Origin of the sequence: Phytoactinopolyspora alkaliphila (genome assembly GCF_010550695.1) — a bacterium.
GTDB classification, from domain to species: domain Bacteria; phylum Actinomycetota; class Actinomycetes; order Jiangellales; family Jiangellaceae; genus Phytoactinopolyspora; species Phytoactinopolyspora alkaliphila.
The window spans coordinates 354,119-374,917 of the sequence record NZ_JAAGOB010000005.1; the positions used below are offsets into that span (position 1 = coordinate 354,119).

21 protein-coding genes are annotated in these 20,799 nt (G+C 67.6%); 13 read left to right on the forward strand and 8 right to left on the reverse strand.

Annotation, left to right across the window (positions count from 1 at the left end; translation table 11 throughout):
• Positions 1 to 3 precede the first annotated feature (3 nt).
• From G1H11_RS11820 to folE, 5 genes are all read left to right on the forward strand, one after another.
• A complete protein-coding gene (locus G1H11_RS11820; protein WP_163818742.1) occupies positions 4 to 1,164 on the forward strand; it encodes a zinc-dependent metalloprotease in 1,161 nt (386 codons plus the stop codon).
• Between the two features lie 51 nt (positions 1,165 to 1,215).
• Positions 1,216 to 2,241 (forward strand): tRNA lysidine(34) synthetase TilS, encoded by a 1,026-nt coding sequence (gene tilS / locus G1H11_RS11825; RefSeq protein WP_163818743.1) that lies wholly within the window; start codon positions 1,216 to 1,218, stop codon positions 2,239 to 2,241.
• 17 nt (positions 2,242 to 2,258) lie between these two features.
• Positions 2,259 to 2,828, forward strand: coding sequence for a hypoxanthine phosphoribosyltransferase (hpt, locus tag G1H11_RS11830; protein WP_163818744.1), 570 nt, complete (start codon positions 2,259 to 2,261; stop codon positions 2,826 to 2,828).
• A gap of 164 nt (positions 2,829 to 2,992) precedes the next feature.
• Complete coding sequence (ftsH, locus tag G1H11_RS11835; protein WP_163818745.1) at positions 2,993 to 5,005, forward strand: ATP-dependent zinc metalloprotease FtsH; 2,013 nt, start codon at positions 2,993 to 2,995, stop codon at positions 5,003 to 5,005.
• A 5-nt stretch (positions 5,006 to 5,010) separates the two neighbouring features.
• Entirely contained in the window at positions 5,011 to 5,616 is a 606-nt protein-coding gene (gene folE, locus G1H11_RS11840) for a GTP cyclohydrolase I FolE (protein WP_163818746.1), read from the forward strand.
• A gap of 120 nt (positions 5,617 to 5,736) precedes the next feature.
• Here folE and purB read toward each other — a convergent pair whose 3' ends face one another.
• Positions 5,737 to 7,179 carry an adenylosuccinate lyase gene (gene purB, locus G1H11_RS11845; protein ID WP_163818747.1) on the reverse strand — a complete coding sequence of 481 codons (1,443 nt, stop codon included), beginning with the start codon at positions 7,177 to 7,179 and terminating at the stop codon, positions 5,737 to 5,739.
• A gap of 190 nt (positions 7,180 to 7,369) precedes the next feature.
• On the opposite strand from purB, the gene G1H11_RS11850 reads away from it, so the two are divergent.
• Positions 7,370 to 8,167, forward strand: a complete 798-nt coding sequence (locus G1H11_RS11850) for an LLM class F420-dependent oxidoreductase (protein WP_163818748.1) — start codon at positions 7,370 to 7,372, stop codon at positions 8,165 to 8,167.
• Here G1H11_RS11850 and G1H11_RS11855 read toward each other — a convergent pair whose 3' ends face one another.
• From G1H11_RS11855 to G1H11_RS11865, 3 genes are read right to left on the reverse strand one after another with little or no spacing between them, the layout of a single operon-like run.
• Positions 8,168 to 8,929, reverse strand: a complete 762-nt coding sequence (locus G1H11_RS11855) for an ATP-binding cassette domain-containing protein (protein WP_163818749.1) — start codon at positions 8,927 to 8,929, stop codon at positions 8,168 to 8,170. It abuts the gene before it with no gap.
• Entirely contained in the window at positions 8,926 to 9,825 is a 900-nt protein-coding gene (locus G1H11_RS11860; protein ID WP_425501219.1) for an amino acid ABC transporter permease, read from the reverse strand. The genes G1H11_RS11855 and G1H11_RS11860 overlap by 4 nt, the downstream gene beginning before the upstream one ends.
• The gene (locus tag G1H11_RS11865; protein WP_163818751.1) at positions 9,794 to 10,702 is read right to left on the reverse strand and encodes an ABC transporter substrate-binding protein; all 909 of its coding nucleotides are present in this window, start codon (positions 10,700 to 10,702) and stop codon (positions 9,794 to 9,796) included. The genes G1H11_RS11860 and G1H11_RS11865 overlap by 32 nt, the downstream gene beginning before the upstream one ends.
• Before the next feature lie 213 nt (positions 10,703 to 10,915).
• On the opposite strand from G1H11_RS11865, the gene purS reads away from it, so the two are divergent.
• The 3 genes from purS (at position 10,916) to purL (ending at position 14,264) form a co-directional block, all read left to right on the forward strand.
• Complete coding sequence (gene purS, locus G1H11_RS11870) at positions 10,916 to 11,161, forward strand: phosphoribosylformylglycinamidine synthase subunit PurS (RefSeq protein WP_163818752.1); 246 nt, start codon at positions 10,916 to 10,918, stop codon at positions 11,159 to 11,161.
• Positions 11,162 to 11,275: 114 nt separating this feature from the next.
• Positions 11,276 to 11,947 (forward strand): phosphoribosylformylglycinamidine synthase subunit PurQ, encoded by a 672-nt coding sequence (purQ, locus tag G1H11_RS11875; protein WP_163818753.1) that lies wholly within the window; start codon positions 11,276 to 11,278, stop codon positions 11,945 to 11,947.
• 58 nt (positions 11,948 to 12,005) lie between these two features.
• Positions 12,006 to 14,264: a phosphoribosylformylglycinamidine synthase subunit PurL gene (gene purL / locus G1H11_RS11880; RefSeq protein WP_163818754.1), complete on the forward strand. Its 2,259-nt coding sequence runs from the start codon at positions 12,006 to 12,008 to the stop codon at positions 14,262 to 14,264.
• 16 nt (positions 14,265 to 14,280) lie between these two features.
• Here the strand turns inward: purL and G1H11_RS11885 are convergent, their stop codons facing one another.
• The 3 genes from G1H11_RS11885 to G1H11_RS11895 are packed head-to-tail and all read right to left on the reverse strand — an operon-like array spanning position 14,281 to position 16,526.
• A complete protein-coding gene (locus G1H11_RS11885; protein WP_163818755.1) occupies positions 14,281 to 14,466 on the reverse strand; it encodes a hypothetical protein in 186 nt (61 codons plus the stop codon).
• A 48-nt stretch (positions 14,467 to 14,514) separates the two neighbouring features.
• Positions 14,515 to 15,882: an MFS transporter gene (locus G1H11_RS11890; protein ID WP_216843684.1), complete on the reverse strand. Its 1,368-nt coding sequence runs from the start codon at positions 15,880 to 15,882 to the stop codon at positions 14,515 to 14,517.
• Complete coding sequence (locus tag G1H11_RS11895) at positions 15,879 to 16,526, reverse strand: ArsR/SmtB family transcription factor (protein ID WP_216843685.1); 648 nt, start codon at positions 16,524 to 16,526, stop codon at positions 15,879 to 15,881. The genes G1H11_RS11890 and G1H11_RS11895 overlap by 4 nt, the downstream gene beginning before the upstream one ends.
• Before the next feature lie 268 nt (positions 16,527 to 16,794).
• On the opposite strand from G1H11_RS11895, the gene G1H11_RS11900 reads away from it, so the two are divergent.
• From G1H11_RS11900 to G1H11_RS11910, 3 genes are all read left to right on the forward strand, one after another.
• On the forward strand, positions 16,795 to 17,514 hold the full coding sequence (locus G1H11_RS11900; RefSeq protein ID WP_163818756.1) for a GntR family transcriptional regulator: 720 nt from the start codon (positions 16,795 to 16,797) through the stop codon (positions 17,512 to 17,514).
• A 30-nt stretch (positions 17,515 to 17,544) separates the two neighbouring features.
• Complete coding sequence (locus G1H11_RS11905) at positions 17,545 to 18,336, forward strand: sterol carrier family protein (RefSeq protein ID WP_163818757.1); 792 nt, start codon at positions 17,545 to 17,547, stop codon at positions 18,334 to 18,336.
• A gap of 100 nt (positions 18,337 to 18,436) precedes the next feature.
• Positions 18,437 to 19,984, forward strand: coding sequence for an Rv2578c family radical SAM protein (locus G1H11_RS11910; RefSeq protein WP_163818758.1), 1,548 nt, complete (start codon positions 18,437 to 18,439; stop codon positions 19,982 to 19,984).
• Between the two features lie 34 nt (positions 19,985 to 20,018).
• Here the strand turns inward: G1H11_RS11910 and G1H11_RS11915 are convergent, their stop codons facing one another.
• On the reverse strand, positions 20,019 to 20,240 hold the full coding sequence (locus tag G1H11_RS11915) for a hypothetical protein (RefSeq protein ID WP_163818759.1): 222 nt from the start codon (positions 20,238 to 20,240) through the stop codon (positions 20,019 to 20,021).
• Positions 20,241 to 20,393: 153 nt separating this feature from the next.
• On the opposite strand from G1H11_RS11915, the gene G1H11_RS11920 reads away from it, so the two are divergent.
• Positions 20,394 to 20,624: an LPXTG cell wall anchor domain-containing protein gene (locus G1H11_RS11920; RefSeq protein WP_163818760.1), complete on the forward strand. Its 231-nt coding sequence runs from the start codon at positions 20,394 to 20,396 to the stop codon at positions 20,622 to 20,624.
• The last annotated feature ends 175 nt before the right edge of the window (positions 20,625 to 20,799 follow it).

A 20,799-nucleotide genomic window follows, 5' to 3' on the forward strand; every position in this document is an offset into this window, starting at 1 on the left:
GGTATGACGACCAACGATGCCGTGCCGGAGTTCGTCGACTGGGATCTGGCGGCGCGAACAGCCAGACGGCTCGCCGGGCCAGGGCCCTCCGTCACTGAGTCCGAGGCCCGACAGACCGTCGCTGACCTGCGCCGGTTCGCGGCCGAAGCCGAGGGGCACGTGCGCGGCGTCACCGGGCTGGACGGCTCGTCGGCGGCGGCGCCGGTGGCTGTCGTCGACCGCGGGGGATGGGCCACGGCCAACACGGAGAGCCTGCGCACCATCGTCGCGCCGCTGGCGCACAAGATCCATGAGGCGCGTCGCGGCCGCAGCTTCGGCCCGCTCGACCAGATCGGTCCCAAGGCCACGGGCTTGGAGACGGGCCTGTTCTTGGCCTTCATCGCGGCACGCGTGCTCGGGCAGTTCGACCCGTTCTTCACCGGGCAGCCGGAGGCGAGCGGACCCTACGCTCCCGCGCCTGCGGACGGGGCCGGCTCGCCGGTGCAGCGTCTGGGCCGCCTGTTGCTGGTGGCGCCCAATGTCGTGCACGTGGAGCGAGAGCTCGAGGTCCACCCGGCGGACTTCCGGCTCTGGGTGTGCCTGCACGAGGAGACGCACCGGGTCCAGTTCACCGCTGTGCCGTGGCTCAGCGCGCACCTCGAAGGCGAAATCCAGACGTTCGTCCGCTCCACGCAGGTGGATACGGGTGCCCTGGCCGCGAATCTGCGGGAGGTGATCGAAGCGCTGCTCCGGGCCATCCGCGGAGACCGTGACTCGGTGAGTCTGATGGACCTGCTCCAGTCGCCGGAGCAGAAGGCTGTGGTCAAGCGGGTCACGGCGCTCATGTCCCTGCTCGAGGGACACGCGGACGTGATCATGGACCGCGTCGGGCCAGAGATCATCCCTAGTGTGGAGACCATCCGCCGCCGCTTCCAGAACCGGCGCAAGAGCAAGGGCATGGAGCGCACTGTGCGCCGCGCCCTCGGTTTCGAGGCCAAGATGCGCCAGTACCGAGACGGCGGCAAGTTCGTCAATGAGGTGGTTGACAGCGTCGGCATGACCGGCTTCAACCGGGTCTGGGAGTCCGCGGAGACGCTGCCGACGCCGGAGGAGATCGCCGAGCCCGCTGCTTGGGTTCAGCGCGTGCATCGCGGCTCGCAGGACGGCGCCGGCGCGGAGTCGTGACCGTCGCCGGCTGACGCTGCTCACAACGGCCGCAGGGAGCTAGGGCGAGAGATGTCGGTGCCGCGATTGGATGTCCGCCGGGCGGTGCGGGCTCATCTGGAAGACGTGCTGGCTGCATCGGGCGAGCCCGCGCTCGTGCTGGCAGCCTGCTCGGGTGGCGCCGACTCGTGGGCCGTGGCGGGTGCGCTTGCCGTCGAAGGGCCTCGGGCCGGCGTGCGCGCGGGCGCCGTGACCGTCGATCACGGTCTGCAAGCCGGCTCCGCTGAACGAGCCAGGTCGGTGGCTGCGCAGCTGGGTGCTTTGGGACTGGATCCCGTCGAGGTGGTGCATGTTCATGTCGGACGCGCCGGTGGCGGACCTGAAGGCCGGGCTCGCCGGGCACGCTACGACGTGCTCACGGCGGCGGCGCTACGCCATGGTGCAGCGGCCGTCCTGCTCGGACACACGCTCGACGACCAGGCGGAGACGGTGCTGCTCGGGCTCGCCAGGGGTTCGGGCGCCAGGTCGCTGGCCGGTATGGCCGCGCGAGCCGGGCTGTACCGCCGTCCGCTGCTTCAGCTGAGCCGCGAGGTCGTACGTGCGGCAGTGCCCGGCGGTGTGCGGGTGTGGGAGGACCCGCACAACGCCGACCCCGCGTACGCACGAGCCCGAGTACGCCACCTGGTGCTGCCGGTGTTGGAGAAGGAACTCGGGCCGGGCGTCGCCGCGGCGCTGGCTCGCACGGCGGAGCTGCTCCGGGCCGACGCCGACGCCCTGGACCACGTGGCCGCCGGCGCGTTGACCGCGGTGACCCGCCACGGGCCGGCCGAGCCGGCTGGGCCGGCCTACGACACCGGTGAGTTGGCCGGGCCGGTCTACGACACCGGCGAGCTGGCCGGACTGCCCCAGGCCGTCCGCTGGCGGATCCTGCGCGGTGCCGCGATCGCGGCCGGCTGCCCGCCCACCGACCTGACCGCGGCGCACGTGCAGGCTGTCGACGCGTTGGTCGTGGCGTGGCGGGGACAGAAAGGCATCGACCTTCCCGGGGCAATCCGGGCCAACCGCCGCGGCCGGGCACTGCGGTTCGGGCCGCTTTAGGCATGCGCGTCAAAGGTATGGCAGGCTTTCGACCCGTGGAACCGCAGCATATCGACGGCGACATCGAGAAGGTCCTCCTCACCGAGGCGGACATCCAGGGCCGGCTGGCCGAGCTGGCCGCCGACATCGAGCGCGATTACGAGGGCAAGGACGTCCTGCTCGTGGGTGTGCTCAAGGGTGCCGTGATGGTGATGGCCGATCTCTCCCGGCATCTGTCCCGCCATGTCGAGATCGATTGGATGGCCATCTCGTCGTACGGATCGGGCACCCGTTCCAGCGGCGTCGTCAGGATCCTCAAGGATCTGGACACCGACATCACCGACCGCCATGTCGTGGTGGTCGAGGACATCATCGACACGGGGCTCACGCTGTCCTGGCTGGTGTCGAACCTTCAGTCGCGCGGTCCGGCATCGGTGGAGATCTGCACCATGCTTCGCAAGCCCGAGGCCGCGAAGACGCCGGTCGGGGTGAAATACGTCGGATTCGACATCCCCAGCTCCTTCGTCGTCGGCTACGGGCTGGACTTCGCCGAGAAGTACCGCAATCTCCGGGTGGTCGCGACCCTCGCTCCGCACATGTACTCGTGACGGCGCGGGTCGCCCAGGCCCACATGCTCCGCATGGTAGGAGCACGCCCGTGCAAGGTATCGTCGTAACGATCAGACATCTCGGATGAGCGCCGCGGACTGCAGCGTTGTCTCGGGTGAGGTGTGCCATCGACACAGGAGGAACGGGGACCTCAACCCCGCATCATGAACGCTAAGCGATTTATCCGACCGGCGATCTGGTTCGTCATGTTCGTCTTTGTCGCGCTCATGCTGAACAGCTTCCTGTCCAGCGGGGACGACCCGGAGCAAGTCGACACCGCGCAAGCCATCCAGGAAATCGACGACGGGAACGTCAAGTCGGCTCTGATCACCGGTGGTGACGTCCAGCGGATCGAGCTCACGCTCAACAATGACGACGAGATATGGGCCTACTACGTCGAAGGCCAGGGCCTCGACCTGCAGAACGAGTTACAGCGTCAGAACGAGGCCGGGAACCTCGCCGAGGGCTACGACGTCGACATTCCGCAGTCCAATCCCTGGATGGCGGTTCTCGGCACGGTGCTTCCGCTTCTGCTGCTGGTCGCGCTGATCATCTTCTTCCTCAGCCGGGTCCAGGGCGGTGGTGGCCGGGTCATGCAGTTCGGGAAGAACCGTGCCAAGCTCGCTTCGAAAGACGCACCCAAGACCACCTTCTCCGACGTCGCCGGAGCCAACGAGGCGATCGAGGAGCTCCAGGAGATCAAGGAGTTCCTGCAGGAGCCTGGCAAGTTCCAGGCGGTAGGAGCCAAGATCCCGAAAGGCGTCCTGCTCTACGGCCCGCCCGGCACCGGCAAGACCTTGCTGGCCCGCGCCGTCGCCGGTGAGGCCGGTGTCCCGTTCTACTCGATCTCCGGCTCGGACTTTGTCGAGATGTTCGTCGGTGTCGGTGCCTCCCGGGTCCGTGACCTGTTCAAAGAAGCCAAGGAGAACGCTCCGGCCATTGTCTTCGTCGACGAGATCGACGCCGTCGGCCGCCACCGCGGCGCTGGTATGGGTGGCGGGCACGATGAGCGCGAGCAGACACTGAACCAGCTGCTGGTCGAGATGGACGGTTTCGACGTCAAGACCAACGTGATCCTGATCGCGGCGACGAACCGCCCCGACATCCTCGACCCCGCGCTGCTGCGGCCGGGCCGGTTCGACCGGCAGATCACCGTGGGCGCGCCGGATCTGGACGGCCGCCACAAGATCCTCGAGGTACACGCCCGCGGCAAGCCGCTGGCCCCCGACGTAGACCTGATGGCCGTGGCCCGCCGGACGCCCGGATTCAGCGGCGCCGACCTCGCCAACGTCCTCAATGAGGCCGCGCTCCTGACAGCCCGTGGCGACGCCAAGATCATCACGCCCAAGTTCATGGATGAGGCGATCGACCGTGTCATCGCCGGCCCACAGAAGAGCTCGCGCCTGATGAAGGACGAGGAGAAGCGGATCACCGCCTACCACGAAGGCGGGCATGCCCTGGTGGCGGCGGCGCTGCACCACACCGACCCGGTGCACAAGGTCACGATCCTCCCTCGCGGCGGCGCGCTCGGCTACACGATGGTGCTGCCGGACGAGGACAAGTACTCCACCACGCGCAACGAGATGCTCGATCAGCTCGCCTACATGATGGGCGGCCGCGCAGCGGAGGAGCTCGTCTTCCACGACCCCACCACGGGCGCTGCCAACGACATCGACAAGGCCACCACACTGGCTCGCCGGATGGTTACCCAGTACGGCATGACCGAGCGGCTGGGCGCCATCAAGTTCGGATCGGACAGTTCCGAGCCGTTCCTCGGCAAGGAGATGGGCCATCAGCGCGATTACTCCGAAGAGGTCGCGGGCCAGGTGGATGAGGAGGTCCGCAAGCTCATCGAGACCGCTCACCAGGAGGCCTTCGACATCCTAGTGGAGAACCGGCACATTCTCGACGAGCTCGTGGTGGCTCTGCTGGAGCAGGAGACGCTGAACAAGGAGGAGATCGCCGACCTGTTCGCCTCGATCGAGATGCACGAGCGGCGACCTGCCTGGACCGGATCTCCCACCCGCAAGCCCTCCGAGCTCGGGCCCGTCGACATCCCGGTGAAGGTCTCCACCAACGGAGCCGAAGCCGACCACGACGAAGAAGGCATCATCGTCGCTCCCGAAGGCCCGGTCACTGGGCAGAGCACGCCGTCGGACCAGTCGATGGGAAGCTGACTCACGTGAGCGACACTCCGGCAGGTCCGGAGCCGCGCAATGTCGGCCCGTTCGACCACGACCGCGCTGAGGCGGCCGTGCGCGAGCTCCTCCACGCGATCGGCGAGGATCCGGACCGCGAAGGACTGCGAGAGACGCCCGCGCGCGTGGCGCGGGCGTACGCGGAGATGTTCAGCGGGCTACGCCAGGACGCCGCGCAAGCCCTGACCACCACGTTCGAACTCGGCCACGACGAGATGATCCTGGTGAAGGACATCGAGGTGGCCTCGATGTGCGAGCACCATCTGGTGCCCTTCTACGGCTTCGCCCACGTCGGCTACATCCCCGGCCCCGACGGCCGAATCGCAGGATTGTCCAAGCTTGCCCGGCTGGTGGACGTCTTCGCCAAGCGGCCCCAAGTGCAGGAACGGCTCACTACACAGGTAGCCGACTCGATGGTCGATCTCATGAAGCCGGCAGGCGTCATCGTCGTCGTCGAGGCGGAGCACCTGTGCATGACCATGCGCGGTGTGCGGAAACCCGGAGCCAAAACTTTGACCAGTGCGGTCCGTGGCCAGCTTCGCAGTTCCGCCACGCGCTCCGAGGCGATGAGCCTGATCATCGGCCGCTGACCCGTTCCGCCGCCCTTCTCCAAATGATCATGTAGACCATGTTTTCTCGTGCTTCACCAGGCCTGCAGGCATGGTGAAGCACGAGAAAACATGGTCTACATGATCGTTTGGAGAGGGCTGTCAGAGGATGGGGGAGGGGGTATAGGCGGCGGCGTCCGGGCGCGCGGCAGCGACGGCCTCGACCCGCCGGATCACGTCGGCCACCTGCGCGCCGGCCGCGCCGGTGAAGGTGATAGGCGAGTCGACCAGCGCCTCGAGCTCGTCCTTCGCCACGCCCAGCCGTTCGTCCGCGGCGAGCCGATCGAGAAGGTCGTTGCGCTCCGCCCCGCGCTCACGCATGTCGAGCGCCACGTCCACGGCGTGCTTCTTGATGACCTCGTGTGCTGTCTCCCGGCCGACGCCCGCCTTGACCGCGGCCATCAGCACCGCCGTCGTAGCCAGGAAGGGCAGATAGCGGTCGAGTTCTCGGCCGATCACCGCGGGATAGGCGCCGAACTCGTCCAGGACGGTGAGGAACGTCTCGAACAGCCCGTCGAGAGCGAAGAACCCGTCGGGGAGGGCCACGCGCCGGACGACCGAGCAGAACACGTCGCCCTCGTTCCACTGCGCACCGGCCAGCTCAGCGGCCATGGAGGCATAACCACGCAGAACCACCGCGAGGCCGTTGACGCGTTCGCAGGAGCGCGTGTTCATCTTGTGCGGCATCGCGCTGGAGCCCACCTGACCGGCTCTGAAGCCCTCCGTCACGAGCTCGTGCCCGGCCATCAGGCGCACCGTCGTGGCCAGGCTCGACGGTCCCGCCGCCGTCTGGACGAGCGCGGACAGGACGTCGTGATCGAGCGAGCGAGGGTATACCTGGCCGACGCTGCTCAGGACACGGCGGAAGCCCAGATGCTCGGCGACTCGTCGTTCCAGGTCGGCCAGGCGCACTGGGTCGCCACCGAGCAGGTCGAGCATGTCCTGCGCGGTGCCCACCGGACCCTTGATGCCGCGCAGCGGGTAGCGGTCGATGAGCTCGTCGACCCGCTCGAAGGCGATCAGTAGCTCGTCGGCGGCGGAGGCGAACCGCTTGCCGAGCGTGGTGGCCTGGGCGGCCACGTTGTGGCTGCGGCCGGCCAGGACGATGTCCGCGTACTCGCCGGCGCGGGCGGCGAGCCTGACCAGGGCCGCCACGATCCGGTCCCTGACGTGTTCGAGGGAGAGCCGGATCTGCAGCTGCTCGACGTTCTCGGTGAGATCCCGGCTGGTCATTCCCTTGTGAATGTGCTCGTGGCCGGCGAGAGCGCTGAACTCCTCGATGCGGGCCTTGACGTCGTGCCGGGTGACACGCTCCCGGTCCGCGATGCTGCCCAGGTCTACGTCGTGCACGACGGCCTCGTAAGCCTCGACGACGCCGTCGGGAACGTCCACACCGAGCTCCCGCTGCGCTCGGAGGACCGCGATCCACAGCTGCCGCTCCAACACGATCTTGTGCTCTGCCGACCACAGCGTGGTCAGCTCAGGAGAGGCGTACCGGGCGGCAAGGACGTCGGGGATCACTGGTTTCTCGGGCACGACGCCCATTGTCGCGTATGCGGCGCATGCTCTCGGCTCCGGTATGACGCCGGGCGTCGATCCCCGAGGTTCGTATTCCCGATTCAGCCGCGGGGAGACAGGCGACTAGTACCCACCGGCTCTGGGTAGGCTCGCGTTCGTCGAGGCGGCCGGCGTTATCCGGGTCCGCCGACGAAGATCCATACCGAGAGGCCACATCGTGAGTCGTCCCATTCGCATCGGACTTCAGATCCAGCCCCAGCACGCCGAGTACAAGCAGATCCGCCAAGCCGTCGCCGACGCCGAGGAAACCGGAGTCGACATCGTCTTCAACTGGGACCATTTCTTCCCGCTCAGCGGGGACGCTGATGGCCTGCACTTCGAGTGCTGGACGATGCTCGCGGCCTGGGCAGAGGCGACCTCACGGGTCGAGATCGGCGCGCTGGTGACATGTAACAGCTATCGCAATCCTGATCTGCTCGCCGACATGGCCCGCACGGTCGATCACATCAGCGGCGGTCGCCTGATCCTCGGCATCGGCGGTGGCTGGTTCCAGCGCGACTACGACGAGTACGGCTACGAGTTCGGCACACCTGGGACACGGCTGGCTGACTTGTCCGAGGCGCTTCCGCGGATCCGCGCACGCTGGGCGAAGCTCAATCCGCGTCCGGTCCGCGACATACCCATCCTGATCGGCGGAGGTGGGGAGAAGAAGACGCTGCGGATGGTCGCCGAGCACGCCGACATCTGGCACAGCTTCTCCGATGCACGGACGTTGGCTCGCAAGAGCGAGATCCTGGCCGAGCATGGGGCGGCTGTCGGCAGGGACGTCACCTCGATCGAGCGGTCCACCGCCGTCCGTGCGCCGGGTGGAAGCTCGCCGGATGACATCGCCGGTGACCTGCTCGCCTCCGGCGCCTCATTGTTCACGGTCACCGCGTCCGGTCCCTCGTACGACCTCGGCCCGGTCCGCGAGTGGGTGGCGTGGCGCGACGAGCGCAACCGCGCTAAGGCATGATCAGAGGCGGCCGGCGTCGATGACACGGGCCAGGAATTCGCGCGTGCGTGGTTGAGTGGGATCGGCCAGCACCTGTTCCGGCGGCCCTTGCTCCAGTACCGCACCCTGGTCCAGGAAGCACACATGGTCGGCGACCTGGCGGGCGAAGCCCATCTCGTGGGTGGCCATCAGGATGGTCATGCCCCGTTCGGCGAGCTCGCGCACCAGCCGGAGCACGTCGCCCACGAGCTCCGGGTCCAGCGCGCTGGTGATCTCGTCGAGTAGCAGCAGCCGCGGCTCTGTGGCGAGCGCTCGGACGATGGCCGCCCGTTGCTGCTGGCCGCCGGAGAGCCGGTCCGGGTACTCGTCGGCCTTGTCGGCGAGCCCCACCCTGGCTAGCAGCTCGTGCGCCCGCGCCAGCGCCTGATCTTTCGGCACGCCATGGACCACCCGCGGTGCCAGCGTGATGTTGTCCAGCACGCTCATGTGGGGGAACAGGTTGTAGGCCTGGAACACGACGCCGATCCTGCGGCGCACCTGATCGGGATCGACTCGCGGGTCGGTGATGTCCTGGCCGTCCAAGGTGATGACCCCGTCGTCGATCACTTCCAGCAGGTTCACGCAACGCATCAGCGTCGACTTGCCGGACCCCGACGAGCCGATCACCGTCACCACCTGGTGCTCCTGGACGTCCAGGCTGATCCCGCGCAGCACCTGATGTTCGCCGAAGAACTTGACGACGCCGTCGATCGACAGCATCGGCGTATGGGTTTCGATGCTCATACCAGGCCTCCCGCCTGCTGACGGCGATTCGCCCGGTTGGTCACCCAGTCGGCGATGCGCGCGGACGGAACAGCCATCAGGACGAACAGCAGACCCGCGACGACATACGGGGTGAAATTGAAGGTCTGCGACACCTCGATCTGCGCGCGTCGGATCGCGTCTACCGCGCCGAGCACTGAGATCAATCCGACGTCCTTTTGGAGCGCCACGAAGTCGTTGAGCAGCGGCGGCGTCACCTTGCGCACTGCCTGCGGCAGAATGACCAGCCGCATGGTCTGCCGGTAGCTGAGCCCGAGCGAGCGTGCGGCCGCGCGCTGGCTCGGATGGACCGACTCGATGCCCGCCCGGAACACCTCAGCCACGTACGCGGAGTAGGTGAGCACCAGCGCGATGGTGCCCAGCACGGCCTTCTCGGTGGGCATCCACTCAAGCCGCAGCGCGGGCAGGCCGAAGCCGACGAGATACAACACGATCAGTAGCGGCATCCCCCGGAACAGGTCCGTGTAGACAGTGGCGAGCAGCCGCAGCGGCAGGAACACCGGCCCTCGCAGGGTCCGCATCAACGCCAGGATCAGCGCGACGACGACGACGGCCACCGCGGCGACGGCCAGCACCCTGATGTTGAGCCACAGGCCCTCGAGGATGGTGGGGAGTACCTCCCACCCATAGGAGAAGTCGAAGAAGGTGGTTTTGGTCCGTTCCCACCCGGGTGCGTTCGTCACGGTCAGGTAGACGACGGCGGCGAAGGCGACGGTGCTGACCAGGGCCACTGCGGTGGAACGGTGCGCCCTGGACCGCCGGTAGGCCCGGCGGTCCAGTTCCAGCGCACTCGGCGTGAACGAGCTGGGAGTGCTCACGTGCCGGTCAGGACAGCACGGGGACGTCGACCACGTCAGCGAGCCACTCCTGCTCGATGGCGTCGAGGGTGCCGTCGGCACGAAGCTCATCCACGGCCCACGTCACGCACGGCGTGAGCGGGCTGTCCTTGTCAAGCAGCAGGCCGAACTGCTCCGCGTCACCGCCGCTGTCCGGAAGCTGGCCGACGATCACACCGTTCTCGATCTCCACCGCCGTCATGTAGAACGCGGTGGGCAGGTCCACCACCAGGGCGTCGATCTGACCGTTGTCCAGCGCCAGTTTGGCGTCGTCGTTGCTGTTATAGACGGCCGGCTCGTTGCTCGGCTGGATGGCCGACTCGATGGCCTGAAGGCTGGTGGTGCCGACCTGGGCGCCGAGCTGCAGGTCCTGCAGGTCGGCGATGCTGGTGGCGTCGGCGGCCGGGCTGCCTTCGACGGTGATGACCGTTTGAGCGACGTCGTAGTAGGACGACGAGAAGTCCACCGCCACCTTGCGCTCCTCGGTGATGGAGAACTGGTTGATGTCGAAGTCGAAGTTCTTCGGCCCTGGTTGGATGGCCGCGTTGAAGTCGACACGTGTCCACGTGACGTCGTCGTCGGTGTATCCGAGCCGCTCCGCCACCGCGTAGGCGACCGCGCTCTCGAAGCCCTCGCCGCTCTCCGGCGCGTTGCCGGCGACCCACGGCTCGTAGGCGGGCTCTCCGGTGGCGATGGTGAGGGTGCCCGGCGTCATGGTCTCGAGGTCTTCGGGCGTGCACTGCCCGTCATCGGCGCCGCCGTCATCGGCGGGCTCGGTCGCGGAGGCGGTGTCGTCGCCGTCCTCCGCGTTGGGGTCGTCGTCGGATCCGCAAGCCGCGGTGAGCATCAGCGCGGCGATCGGAATACCGGCGAGAACGTATCTCGGAAGTCTTGGCATGAAACGAATCGTATCGACACCCACCTGGTGATCGTCGCCGCGTTGTGCAGGCTGCGCCCATGCACACCGAGACGATGATCACCAGATCACAGGTCTGACGCGCCGACGATCACCGGGCGATGCCCGCGAGGCGAGCAGCTCACCGGTGAAGGGCCTGCGTGACGTATCCTTGGGTTGCCCCAATCTCCCCAGTCGCGCAAGGAGCGTCTGCCCGTGGCACGTGTCGTCGTTGACGTCATGCTCAAGCCCGAGATCCTCGACCCGCAAGGCAAGGCCGTTCACGGCGCCTTGGACCGGCTGGGTTTTGAGGGAGTCAGCTCGGTCCGGCAAGGCAAGCGGTTCGAGATCGAGCTCGCCGGCATGGCGACGCCGGAGGCGGTCGCCGAGATCGAGAAGGCCGCGTCGACCCTGCTGTCCAATCCGGTGATCGAGGACTTCTCGTTGCGGGTGGAACCGTGACCATTGGACCCGGAACGGCGAGGCGACGGGTGAGGAACGAACGAGGAGCCCGAGCGTGACCATTGGACCCGGAACGGCGAGGCGACGGGTGAGGAACGAACGAGGAGCTCGAGCGTGACCATTGGAGTCGTTACCTTCCCGGGCTCGCTGGATGACAGCGACGCGTTGCGGGCGGTTCGGATCGCCTCGGGCGACGCGGTGTCGCTCTGGCATGGCGATGCCGACCTGCGCGGCGTGGACGCTGTGGTTCTGCCTGGCGGATTCTCGTACGGCGATTACCTGCGCTGCGGCGCGATCGCCCGGTTCGCGCCGATCATGGAGCCCTTGATCGACGCCGCCCGTGGCGGCATGCCCATCCTGGGGATCTGCAACGGCTTCCAGGTGCTGTGCGAGGCGCATCTCCTCCCGGGCGCGCTGGTCCGCAACGACCACCGGAAGTTCGTCTGCCGGGATCAGCGCTTGCGGATCGAGAACGCCTCGACGGCGTGGACGTCCTCCTACGAGGACGGTCAGGAGATCGTCATCCCGCTGAAGAACGGCGAGGGCGGCTTCGTCGCCGACGACGCCACGCTCGACCGGCTTGAGGGGGAGGGCCGCGTCGTCGCTCGCTATCTGGAGTGCAATCCCAACGGTTCCTACCGGGACATCGCCGGCGTGGCGAACGAGCGCGGCAATGTGGTGGGCCTGATGCCGCACCCGGAGCACGCGGTGGAGACCCTGACCGGGCCCAGCACGGACGGGTTGGGCTTCTTCACCTCCGTGCTGATGAGCATGGCGGCGGCGTGAGTCACCGCACCATGGCGCATGGCACAGCAACGACGCGGCGACGAGCGAGGAACGTGGCGTGATCGACACCACCGAGAACGCGGCCAAGACACCTGACCACCCACAGCCGTGGGCTGAGCTGGGGCTCAGGGCCAACGAATACGAGCGAGTGCGAGACATCCTCGGCCGCCGGCCCACCAATGCCGAGCTGGCCATGTACAGCGTGATGTGGTCCGAGCACTGCTCGTACAAGTCGAGCAAGGTGCATCTGCGTAGGTTCGGCGAACAATCCCAGGTGACGCCGGTCGGCAAGCTCCTCGCGGGCATCGGTGAGAACGCGGGCGTGGTCGACATCGGGAATGGCCTCGCCGTGACGTTCAAGGCCGAGTCGCACAATCACCCGTCCTACGTGGAGCCCTATCAGGGAGCCGCGACAGGTGTCGGGGGAATCGTGCGTGACATCCTCGCTATGGGCGCCCGCCCCGTCGGGGTGATGGACTCCCTGCGTTTCGGTCCGCTGGACGCTGATGACACGCAGCGGGTGTTGCCCGGCGTCGTCGCCGGCGTCGGCGGTTACGGCAACTGCCTAGGCCTGCCGAACATCGGCGGGGAGGTCGTCTTCGATCCGTCGTACGCGGGCAACCCGCTGGTGAATGCGCTGTGCGTCGGCGTCATGCGGCACGAGGACCTGCACCTGGCGAAGGCGTCGGGCGTGGGGAACCAGGTGATCCTCTACGGTGCGCGGACCGGCGGCGACGGCATCGGCGGCGCGTCGATCCTGGCGTCGGAGACGTTCGAGTCCGAGGGTCCGGTGAAGCGGCCAAGTGTGCAGGTCGGCGACCCGTTCATGGAGAAGCTTCTCATCGAATGCACGCTCGAGCTGTTCGCCGCGGAGATCATCGCGGGTATTCAGGACTTCGGGGCGGCCGGCCTGTCCTGCGCCACGTCGGAGCTGGCCAGCGCCGGCGAGGGCGGCATGCATGTGGTGCTGGACCGGGTGCCACTTCGCGACTCGACGCTCGCTCCCGAGGAGATCCTCATGAGCGAGTCGCAGGAGCGGATGATGGCCGTGGTGGAGCCGGCCGACGTCGAGCGGTTCATGAAGATCTGCGCGAAGTGGGACGTCCAGGCCGACGTTGTCGGAGAGGTCAACGCCTCGGGGCGACTGACCATCGAGTGGCGCGGCGAAACCATCGTCGACGTGCCGCCGCGGACGGTGGCGCATGACGGACCGGTGTACGAGCGTCCGTTCGCGCGCCCGGACTGGCAGGACGCGTTGCAGGCCGCCTCACCGGCGCACCTGGCCCGCCCGTCCACTGGCGATGACCTGCGCGCGACATTGCTGCGGATGGTGGGCTCGCCGAACCTGTGCTCGCGGGCGTGGGTCACCGACCAGTACGACCGCTACGTACTCGGCAACACGGTGCTGGCTCAGCCCGAGGACGCGGGGGTGCTGCGTATCGACGAAGCGTCGGGCCTGGGCATCGCACTGTCTCTCGACGCGAACGGACGTTACGCCAAACTGGATCCCTATACGGGCACGCAGCTGGCGCTGGCCGAGGCGTACCGGAATGTGGCCGTCACGGGGGCGCGACCGGTAGCCGTGACGAACTGCCTGAACTTCGGCTCGCCCGAGGACCCGGACGTGATGTGGCAGTTCGCCGAGGCGGTGCGCGGCCTGGCCGACGGCTGCCAGGAACTCGGTACCCCGGTGACCGGCGGGAACGTATCGCTGTACAACCAGACCGCGGAGACGGCGATCCATCCCACGCCAGTGGTGGGGGTACTGGGCGTCATCGACGACGTCAGCCGGCGGATCCCATCCGGGTTCAGGACGCCAGGCCACATCATCTACCTGCTCGGCGGGACGCGGGACGAGTTCGGTGGTTCGGAGTGGGCAAATGTCGTCCACGGACATCTGGGTGGTCTGCCGCCGGCGGTGGACTTCGGCGCCGAGAAGGCTCTGGCCGACATCCTCCACAGCGCCGCGGGCGACGGCATGATCGCCGCAGCCCACGACGTGTCCGACGGCGGCGTGGCGCAGGCTCTGGTGGAGTCGGTCCTGCGGCACGGCGTCGGCGCACGAGTGTGGGTGCCCGGTGGGCTCGACCCGTTCGTCTTCCTGTTCTCGGAATCCACGGCCCGGGTGATCGTCGCCGTTCCGCACCCTGACGAGGTGAGATTCACCGGCATGTGCGCGGCGCGCGGGTATCCGCACGAGCGGATAGGCGTGGTCGACGACGAGGGCGTGCTGGACGTTCAGGGACAGTTCAGCGTCGGGATCGACGAACTGCGGCGCGCCCACGAGGAGACGTTGCCGGCGGCCTTCGCCGAGTAGATGCCGGCTGGGGCCCTCAGGGGGTGCGGAGGGTAGCGCGGCGGAGAGTGGCGAGCTGGGTCGCGAGCCGCGAGGCACGTCGCTCCCGTCGTTCGGCGCTGCGGCGTAGGTGGGCATGGCGGAGCGCCACCGTGGCCTCGAGCTCCGCGCGCAGGTCGCGTTCACGTTCGCGATGAAGATCTTGATGGGGGTGGAAGTGCATGGTCCTTCTCCATTGCGATGGCGATGTTGCCTTCGGGTTCGGCCCGGATCACTGCGGATCGGCGAAGTCAGGCTGCGCAGGACCGGACTCGGCAGCGACCTTGGCTGCCTGGATCCGTGCGGTGTTGATGCGGGGCAATGCGTAGGCGAGAAGGACGAAGTGCACCGCGGCAGCGATGAGGAAGGGCATCCTGAGAGCCCACTCGCGGCCCAGCAGCGGCTCGCCCACGGTAACCACGACGCCCCCGACGAGGCTGCCCAGGGAGATGGTTCCCCAGCCGAAGAACCGGTAGACGGAGTTCACTCTGCCGAGAAGGTGATCGGGGATGATGGTCTGGCGCAGCGACACGGTGATGACGTTCCACATCACCACCAGGAAGCCAGAGGCCACCAGAACAACCCATGCGACTTCGCCGCTGGAGATGAGTCCAATGACTCCGACGCCGAGACCCATCCCCACCATCGAGGTGAACAGAGCCGCGCCCGGGCCTAGGCGCTTGCTGACCCGATCGGCCAGGAGCGACCCCAGGACCCCTCCGACCGCGCTGCCGGTGAGGAGAAGGCCAAAGCCGCGTGCGTCGAGGCCGAGGATCTCCTGGGCGAACAGGACGTAGATGGCCATCGCCATGGCGCTCATCGCGTTGAGGCCGCCCAGGACGATGGCCAGCGAGCGGAGCAGTTCGTGCCGCCACAGCCAGCTCAGTCCTTCGCCGATCTCTCGCCGCCAGTCGATTCTTCCGGTGGTGGTCTGGCCTTTCGGGGAGAACGTACCGGTCAACGCGAAGACGAGCGCGGCGGCCACCGCGAACGTTCCGGCGTTGACGAAGAACGGCAACGCGAAAGCGACCCCTAGCAGGAGGCCAGCGAGCGGCGGTCCCACGAACTGGTTCATTGTCATCTCCGCGCCCCACATGCGGCTGTTCGCCTTCTCCAGCTGGTGCTTGCCGACGACGGACGGCAGCAACGTCTGTGCCGAGTTGTCATGCAGGACTTCCGCGAAGCCGACCAGGAGTGCGGTCAGGTAGAGGAGGGCGAGCAGTACCGCGGCGTTCCCGGGAGGATCTGCCGAGCCGTCAGCGATGGCCTCAGGCGACGACAGGTCGCCCTGGTTGGCCAGGACGACGGCGCCGAAGACGAAGATCGCGGCACACCGTGCCACATCCATGCCCGCGACCAGGCGCCGGCGATCGAATCGATCGGTGATGACTCCCGCGGGAAGCGAGAACAGCAACCAGGGGATACGGGTGGCCAGAGCGACAAGAGCGATCTGAAGGGGGTCACGTGTGATGGCCGACGCCAGCCACGGGATCGCCACGACCATCAGCCCATCGCCCAGATTGGCGACCGTGCTGGCGGAGAACAGCTTCCAGTAGTTTCCGCCCAGCCTCGTGGCGGGAGCCTGCGGGGTCTCGCTCACTCGTCCACCGCCTCGTCCGCCGCGCCTGTCTCGCCGGCATCGGGAAGGCGTGCACGGTCGGTGGGGTAGACGGCAATCGCGAAGCCGTAGATCACATCGCCCCCGCGTGGCTGGGACCCGAACTCGATGATCAGTTCATCGAGACGCCGGCTCCACTCCTCGGCGCGCTCCGTAGGGATGCGGGCGTACCGGATGTTGCTATTGACGGGTAGGTCCGTGTCCTCCGGCACCGCGGCGATCTCGGCAGCGGCTGTCGAGAGAACTTGCTGCGGCTGTTCTGCTGCCTCTCCGACCTTGTGAAAGATGAAAACCCGAGCGGTGCGGCCGTAGTACTTGGCCTCGATGGCCCGCACCTTCTTGGTGCGGACCACGTGGACGAGCCCTGCCTCCTCGAGCACCTTGAGGTGGTGGCCGACCGTGCCCTTCGGCTTGCCCAGGGCGACGGCGAGGTCCGAAATCGTGGCGGCACGTTCGAGCAGCAGGCTGCAGACCTCGAGCCGGGTCTTCTCGAAGAGCGCGCGGTATTGCACGGGCTCAGTCAGCTCCAGCACATCGTCGAGGGCGTAGTCCGGAACCGCCGGCAGAGTGGCGCTCGGACCGCCTGCCGCCCCGTTATGGTCCGGAGCTGTCGTATGGTCGGCCATAGCAGTATGGTCGGTAATCGCCGACCGTTTGTCAAATGATCACGTGCTGCGAATCCTTCGCTCCGCTCGCCCGTGGCAGGACGGCGGCAGCCGACTCGAAAGCGACTGCTGACCGCACGCCGCACCTGGGAATCCGGATATCATCGGGCTCACCGAGGGCACCCATGGGCCACGTCGGGCTTGGCTCGAAACTGCTCTAGAGCAATGAGTTCCGGGCGTCACGTAACCCGGGTGCCGCGGGAGTCTGGCGACGGCGGTTGGTGAACGGATGAAGACTCCGAAATACCAGTCGATCTTCACCGAGCTGCGAGAACGCTGCTCGCGGCTCCCGGTGGAGACACGCCTGCCGCCAGAGCGTCAGCTTGCCGCCGACTTCGATGTCAGCCTGATGACCGTGCGGCAGGCGCTGGCGGAGCTAGCCGCCGGGGGATGGATCGAGAGGATTCCAGGTAGCGGTACCTACGTGCGCAGGCCTCGAATCGAGATGGGGCCGAGCTTCACGTCCTTCACCGAGGACATGCGCCGGCGGCACCTCAGGCCGTCGTCGCTGTTGATGGGCCTCGACACCGTCCCCGCCGACGAGCGGGTGGCGACCGAACTGGGCGTCATTCCCGGCGACGACGTCCTGGAGGTGGAACGGTTGCGTCTCGCCGACAGGGAACCGATGTGCCACGAGCTGGCGCATCTCCCGGCCGCGTTGCGCGGCATGATCGATTCGTCGGATCTGGAGGGCGAAATCCGCGAAGCCTGCGCCAAGGCTGGTCTCGTCATGGCGTCGGCTGTGCGGCGGGTGCGCGCGGTGGTGGCCCCGCCACGCGAGTGCCGGCTGCTGGGTCTTCCGCCCGAGTCGCCGGCCCTGGAGATCGTCGACACGTTCTACGACAGCCACAGCCGGCCTGCCCAGACCGCGCGGTCACGCTACCGTTTCGACCGCTACGAGATGCTGAGCACCGTCGGGCCGTCGCCCGACTCGCCGCGGGGCGCGTGACGCAGGTCAGGCCTGCGGTAGTTTGTTGAGGTGGCGAAGCGTGTTGATCCGTCCCTGAGCTGGGCTGCCTATCGGGAAGGGCATCTGGTGCTCCGGTCCTGGATCGAGGGCGTGCCGGAGTCGTCGTGGGAGCGCGAGAGCGTGTTGCCGGGTTGGGCCGTGGCAGACCTCGTCGCTCACCTCGCCACAGTGGCCGACTCCGTGACGGCACTCGAACCGGCGGCACGAGGCGTGGCCGCCGCCGGCCTCGGGGACTACCTGGCCGCGTACGCCCCCGTCGCGGATGGCATCGCCGAGCGCGCGCGGGAACTGGCGGCCGATGCCGGCCGGTATCCAGGGGCGATCATGACCACTGTGGACGAGCGGTTCGCCGCTGCAGTGGACGCGCTCGACCGGATTGGTTTGCATGATCAGGTGGTGGTGGGGCGGCGCGGGGCCATCCGGCTCGGGGACTATCTGCTGACCCGCGCCGTCGAGATCGCCGTCCATGCCGACGACCTTGCCCGATCAGTGCCGGTTGCCGGTCCCCTGAAGCTGCCGAAGGACACGGTGCGGCTGGCGGTGCGGGCTCTGCTCGAGGTGGTCGCTCAGCGGGCACCCGGGCGGACCGTCGAGGTTCGGGTCCCTCCGCACGCGGCGGTCCAATGCGTAGAGGGGCCACGGCATACCCGCGGCACGCCACCGAATGTCGTCGAGATGGATGCGACCACGTGGCTCCGGCTGGCGGCAGGGAGAACTCGCTGGGCCGACGAGCTGGCGGCGGCCCATGTCTCGGCCAGCGGCGACCGTGCGGATCTCTCGGCGTACTTGCCTGTGCTCTGACTCCCGCTCCTTGAATAGCCCTTCCGGTCCGGCCGTCCTGACGGCAGGGGTGGGCGGCCCGGACTTGGCAGGTTATGAGAACGTATGTTCGAATAGGCGAATGCGATGGGAGAACCAGGCGCTCGACGTCGAGAACAATGAGGCGCTGCCGGGACTCCAGCGGATGCCTGGTTTGGTGCGCAGCGTGACCACACCCGAGTTCGCGGACGTGACGTTCCACGAGGTGACGGCTCGCAGCGTGCTGAACAAGGTGCCCGCCAGTTCGGACGTTCCGTTCCGGTGGACTGTCAATCCCTATCGCGGATGCACGCATGCGTGTGCGTACTGCCTGCGGGGCGACACTCGGATTCTGATGGCTGATGGCGGCACCAAGCCGCTTGAGGAGCTGCGGGCAGGGGATCGGATCTACGGCACCCGCCAGGTGGGCTCCAGCCGGAGGTATGTCGTCACCGAGGTGCGTGCGCACTGGCAGACCGTGAAGGCCGCTTACCGCGTCGAACTAGAGGACGCGACGGTCTTGGTCGCCAGCGGAGACCATCGGTTCCTCAGCGAGCGAGGCTGGGCGTACGTGAGCACCGCACCGCGTGGCCGCCGTGCGGCCGCCCACCTGACGATGCGCAGCCAGCTCGTCGGTCTGGGCCGCCGTGCGGCGGTTGGTGGCCCGGTGCCGGATCTCGACGGCACAGCGGTCACGGGTGGCTCCGGGCTGCGAGTCATCTCGGTCGAAGCGCTCGGACGCGAGATTCCGATGCACGACATCACCACCGGGACGGGTGACTTCATCGCCAATGGGGTGGTGAGCCACAACTGCTTTGCCCGAGGCAGCCACGAGTGGCTTGAACTGGACCCCGGCCGAGGCTTCGACTCCGAGATCGTGGTGAAGGTCAACGCCCCCGAGGTGCTCGCGCGTGAACTGGCTCGGCCCTCGTGGCCGCGAGAGCACGTGGCGTTGGGCACCAACACCGATCCGTACCAGCGTGCCGAGGGTCGCTACCGGCTCATGCCCCGGATCATCCGATCCTTGGCCGATTCCGGCACACCGTTCTCCATTCTCACGAAGGGTCCGCTCCTCAGGCGTGACCTGCCGCTCCTGGTGCGGGCGTCGGCATCCGTTGACGTCGGAGCTGCCGTGTCGATAGCCATTCTCGACGAGCACCTACACCGTAGCGTCGAGCCCGGAACACCGTCGCCTCGAGCCAGGCTGGACCTCGTTCGGGCCATCCGGGATGCCGGGTTCGATTGCTCGGTGCTGATGGCTCCGGTGCTGCCGGGGTTGACCGATACCACCGAACAGCTCGATGCCACGGTCGCGCAACTGGCGCGCGCCGGTGCTAGCAGGGTAGCTACGATCCCGCTCCATCTGCGTCCCGGAACCAAGCCATGGTTCATGGCGTGGCTCGCCCGTGAATATCCTGATCTGGTGCCGCTCTACCAGAGGTTGTACGGCCGTGGCGCGTACCTTCCGCGGGACTACCGCGACGAGCTGAAGGCCAGGGTCGCTCCCATCCTTGAGCGGCACGGAGTGGCTCAGCGCGACGGCGAGGCGCGGTTCGGTCGGGCGGAGTCGTCGCCCGCTCCGGGTGGGATACCTCGCGGCAGCAAGCCAAGGCCTGCCGCTCAGTGGTCGGGCCAGCTCCGGCTGATCTGAGGAGCTTCGGCCTAGCGAGGTAGCGGGCGCTGCGTCAGCGCCCGCGGTTGCGGGGATGGAGGCGGGCGACGCGTTCGTTGCCATGCTTGTAGTTGCCCGTCCAGCGGGCCATGACTTCCTGCGGTTCGCCATCGACCTCGTCGAGGAATTCCCGTGCACGGCGCCCACGCAACGTTGTCGCGGGCTTGCCGCGGTGGGTGATGATGACGGTCCCGTCCGCGCGCTCCGTGTAGTCGAACCCTTGGGCGATTCCCACGGGCTCGAGGCTAGCAGGTGGATCATTCGCGGTGACCGCTTCGGCGCCTTCGGACGTTACCGGACAACGTCAGGAACTCACCGAAGACGTTGTCCGGGGAACGGGGTAGCGTGTCAAACAGCTAGTTGTTCCGTCCTCTCGTGGAGGTTGCTGATGCGTTCGATCAGGCATACCCGTCGCTTCGCCGCCGTTGTCGCGCTCGGAATCGGTCTGGGAGCCGTCGGCTCGACCGCTGCATCAGCGGCTACCCAGGCGGGCGGGCCGTTGCCGGATACGGGTTCCTCCGTCCAATGGTGGCTCATCGCCGCCATCGCCGTCCTGCTCGTCGGCGGCGGCTTGTATGCCTACTCCCGCTGGAGTGGGAAGCGCGGCAGCAGCGAGTAGGTCCGTCGGGCTCGTAAACCTGCTTTCACCGCCGCTCCAGGGCGGTGTGTCACGCAGTGACCTTCCTGGATCGCGGCGCCGCCATCCGATCGCCATGAGATGTCGGGTGAATGTTCACCGCTGACTACTGGAGTTCCCCGCCTGATCCGCGAGACAGTCGGATATGCCGGGGATT